The 3,131-nt window shown below is 72.9% G+C and carries 5 protein-coding genes; 1 reads left to right on the top strand and 4 read right to left on the bottom strand.

Annotated features, from left to right (window positions below; genetic code table 11):
• A partial coding sequence (locus tag ACFV5N_RS26310; protein WP_385604583.1) for a CHAT domain-containing protein occupies positions 1-373 on the top strand: 373 nt, incomplete at its 5' end.
• Here ACFV5N_RS26310 and ACFV5N_RS26305 read toward each other — a convergent pair.
• From ACFV5N_RS26305 to ACFV5N_RS26290, 4 genes are all read right to left on the bottom strand, one after another.
• Complete coding sequence (locus tag ACFV5N_RS26305; RefSeq protein WP_385604580.1) at positions 370-588, bottom strand: hypothetical protein; 219 nt, start codon at positions 586-588, stop codon at positions 370-372. The genes ACFV5N_RS26310 and ACFV5N_RS26305 overlap by 4 nt on opposite strands.
• A 354-nt stretch (positions 589-942) precedes the next feature.
• Positions 943-1,698, bottom strand: a complete 756-nt coding sequence (locus ACFV5N_RS26300) for an AIM24 family protein (protein ID WP_385604577.1) — start codon at positions 1,696-1,698, stop codon at positions 943-945.
• A gap of 17 nt (positions 1,699-1,715) precedes the next feature.
• Positions 1,716-2,411, bottom strand: coding sequence for an AIM24 family protein (locus ACFV5N_RS26295; protein WP_385604574.1), 696 nt, complete (start codon positions 2,409-2,411; stop codon positions 1,716-1,718).
• A 10-nt stretch (positions 2,412-2,421) separates the two neighbouring features.
• Positions 2,422-3,131, bottom strand: a 710-nt coding sequence (locus ACFV5N_RS26290) for an AIM24 family protein (protein ID WP_385604571.1), incomplete at its 5' end; no start/stop codon positions are given.

The following is a 3,131-nucleotide window of genomic DNA, read 5'->3' as shown; positions in this document are numbered from 1 at the left end:
GGATCTGCTGCTGGACCCCGCGCGCTGGCCGGCGCCCGGCCGGGTGGCGCTGATCGCCTGCGAGAGCGGCGGCGATCCGCGGTTCGCCGACGCGCTCGGGCTGACGGCGGCGATGCTCCACGCGGGCGCCGAACTCGTGACGGCCACCCGCTGGCCGCTGCCCACCGACCGGGCCCTCGCTCTCGCGGGCGCCCACCCGGCGGCCCGTCCGCTCCAGGAGGCGATCCGCGCGATCGACACGGCGCACGAGAGCGACGACCCGGTCCGCGCCCTGGCCGGCTGGCAGCGCGAGCGGCTGACCGCGTGGCGCCGGGAGCGCACGATCGACCACGCCCCCCTGCTGTGGGGCGCGTTCACCACGACCACCGGCTAAGCGCTCCCCTCCCGCGGCGCGCCCTCCGGCCGGCCGGTGACGCGCCAGGCGCCGACCTCGGCGTACCCGGAGTCGTACACACCCGATCCGTCGCCGGGCCGCAGGGCGTAGTGGTGCAGATTGCCTCCCCAGTACCGGAGGATGCGGCCGAGTTCGGCGGCCGTCTCCCCGCCCATCCGGCCGGCCTCCAGGTCGACTTCGAGTACGAACTTCACGGCGTTCCTCCCGTTGACGGCACGACTTCCCTCAATGGTTTCATTGACGTGCCCTGTGAGACTTGGCCGGAGAGAACACCGCGGGGACCGGCGCCTGGGCAGGAAAAGTCTCCATCGAGGCTGAGGCCGGTCGCGGCCACGCGGACGCCCCGCGCACACCCCCCGACTCCACCCGCCGCCCGCCCACCGCGACCCGTGCCCTGCCGCGCCGCGCATGCTGTCCGCCGGTGGCGGCAGGTGCAGCGCTCGCCGCAGCACGCGCGGCCACCCCGCCGCGGGAGGACGACCGTCCACCGTGCGGCTGACCACACCCGACGCCCCCTCGAGAACGGGCCCCCCTCCGCCGAGAAGGCTTCAGCGCGGCCCCCAGGCACCACCCTGGTGCAGCCCGGGCCCGGTCCCCGCCCGCCCCGGGGCGGGCAGCCGGCGGCCGAAGGAGGTGTGCTGCGGCGGAAGCAGCTCGCTCGGCTGCACCACCGCGTACCCCTCCCCCATGAAGCTCAGCTCCCAGCCCTCACCGGTGGCCCCACGCCGCCGCCAGACGGAGCGGGCCGCCGTCTGGGCCTGCATCTGCACCCGCAGCGCGGTCGTCCAGGCGACCACCGCGTCGGCGTCCGCGCTCACATAGCGGTCGGGCGTCACGGGCATCACCAGCGGCGCGCCGGAGGTGGTGAGGGCGACCTTGCCCTGACCGCTGAAGACCAGGTTGTACGCGCCGACCCCGGCGATGCCGTACTGGCTCTCCACCGAGATCACCTCCCAGTGCAGATGGGAGTCGAAGCCGAGCACGTAGGCGCTGTCCACGGTGAGGCCGTCGTGACCGACCTCCAGGACGTGCACGTGCTGGGCGAGGTTGGCGAGGTAGACGGTGCCCCGGCCGAAGCAGCGCATCAGCGGCAGGATCTCGCCGGTGGCGAGCTGGGCGTACTGCTGGTGGCGGCTGAGGTATTCGCCGTCGAACTCCACCATGCCTTCGAAGGCCACCATGGAGCCGGCGCGGGCGACCAGGTCCTCGCCGTCGTCGAGCCGTACCCGCAGCATGCGCGGGTTCTGCGGGGCGAAGCGCTCGGTGGACTGGGTCACCGTGTGGTTGAAGATGGTGCTCTGCATCGTGCTCTCCCCCGTGCCTACGCCTGCTGCTGGTGCTGCTGCTCGGTGAGCCGTTCGGTGCTGTCCTCGCTGGGCTGGACGACGACGAACCCCTCGCCGCTGAACGCGAGCTGGTACGCCTCGCCGCTGCCGCGCCCGATGAGGGAGGACGCCTTGAAGCTGCGCCTGCCCTTCATCTCAAGACCGGTGGACCAGGCGACCAGCGCGTCCGGGTCCACGAAGACTTCCCCGGCGCGTGCGCAGTCGATGACCACGGGGACGCCGCGGCTGGTGACGGCGACCCAGCCGGTGCCGGAGAGGCCGAAGTTGAAAAGCCCCTGGCCGGTGAACTTGGCCATGCCCTTGACCCGCTGGACGCCCCACTCCAGATGGGCGTCGAAGGCGAGGACGTTGGTGGCGTTGACCGACAGGTTCTCGTCGTGGAGCGGGACGCAGACGACGTTCGCGCCGTAGTCGGCGAGGTAGAGGACGCCGTCGCCGTGGCAGCGCATGAGGGGCAGGCTCTCGCCGCTGAGCCACTGGGAGGCGACCGAGCGCAGCGCGGCCGGGTTGGACTCGTACTGGACGAAGCCCTCGTAGGCGACCATCGAGCCGGTCCTGGCGAGGAGGTCGGCGCCGGTCCGCATGGCGATCTTGGCCATGGTCGGGCCGTGGTTTTCCATCCGGGCGGTGGGCGGGGTCGGGGCGTGGCCGGACACCATCTGCTGATCCATCATCGCTCCGTCAGATCTCGAACGGCTGGACGATCACGAAGTTCCCCGGGGCGCCTCGGAACTGGAGCTGGGTGGTCTCCCCGCTGTCCCCGGGGTAGGCGTGGCGGCGCAGCCGTACCTGGTGGGCGACCAGCACCTGGGCGGCGGCCGACCAGGCGATGGTGGCGTTGGCGTCGGTGAAGGTCATGGGGGTGACGGGCAGGACGAGGGGTTCGCCGTGGGTGGTGACGACGACGGTGCCGTGGCCGTGGAACTGGAGCGCGTACAGCGAGCCGCCGGGGATGCCGTGGCCGTCGATGCGGCGCACCTCGTGCTCCAGGGATTCGTCGAAGGCGAGGACGTGCTGGGACGCCACGCACAGGGCGTCGCCCTGGAGTTCGACGGGGTGCAGGCGGGTGGCCTCCTCGGCGAGGTAGACCTGGCCGGTGCCGGAGACGCGCATGAGGGAGCCGAAGCCCTCGCCGGTCATGCCGCTGACGATGCGGCGTTTGATGCCGCCGCCCTTGTAGGCGAAGTCGACGTCGCCCTGGTAGAGCACCATGGAGCCGAGCCGGGCCATGATGGGCCGGCCGTCGTCGGCGGCGAGGTCGACGCGGACGAGCTGCGGGTTCTGGAGGCTCCAGCGGCCGGCGCCCTCGCCGAGGGCGCCGAAGGCGTCCAGGGCGGTGCGCGCGCCGCCGGTGGGCGGGGCGGGCAGCGGTTCGGCCGCCATCGGCGTGG

Origin of the sequence: Streptomyces sp. NPDC059853 (genome assembly GCF_042731495.1) — a bacterium.
Classification (GTDB): Bacteria; Actinomycetota; Actinomycetes; order Streptomycetales; family Streptomycetaceae; genus Streptomyces.
Note: the sequence above shows the minus strand (reverse complement) of the source record. Positions and strands in the feature narration are given on the sequence as shown.

What these genes read in the sequence shown, in the direction of transcription:
- ACFV5N_RS26300 (WP_385604577.1), bottom strand. Translation starts at nt 1,698, where the DNA reads ATGCAGAGCACCATCTTCAACCACACGGTGACCCAGTCCACCGAGCGC.
- ACFV5N_RS26295 (WP_385604574.1), bottom strand. Translation starts at nt 2,411, where the DNA reads ATGGATCAGCAGATGGTGTCCGGCCACGCCCCGACCCCGCCCACCGCC.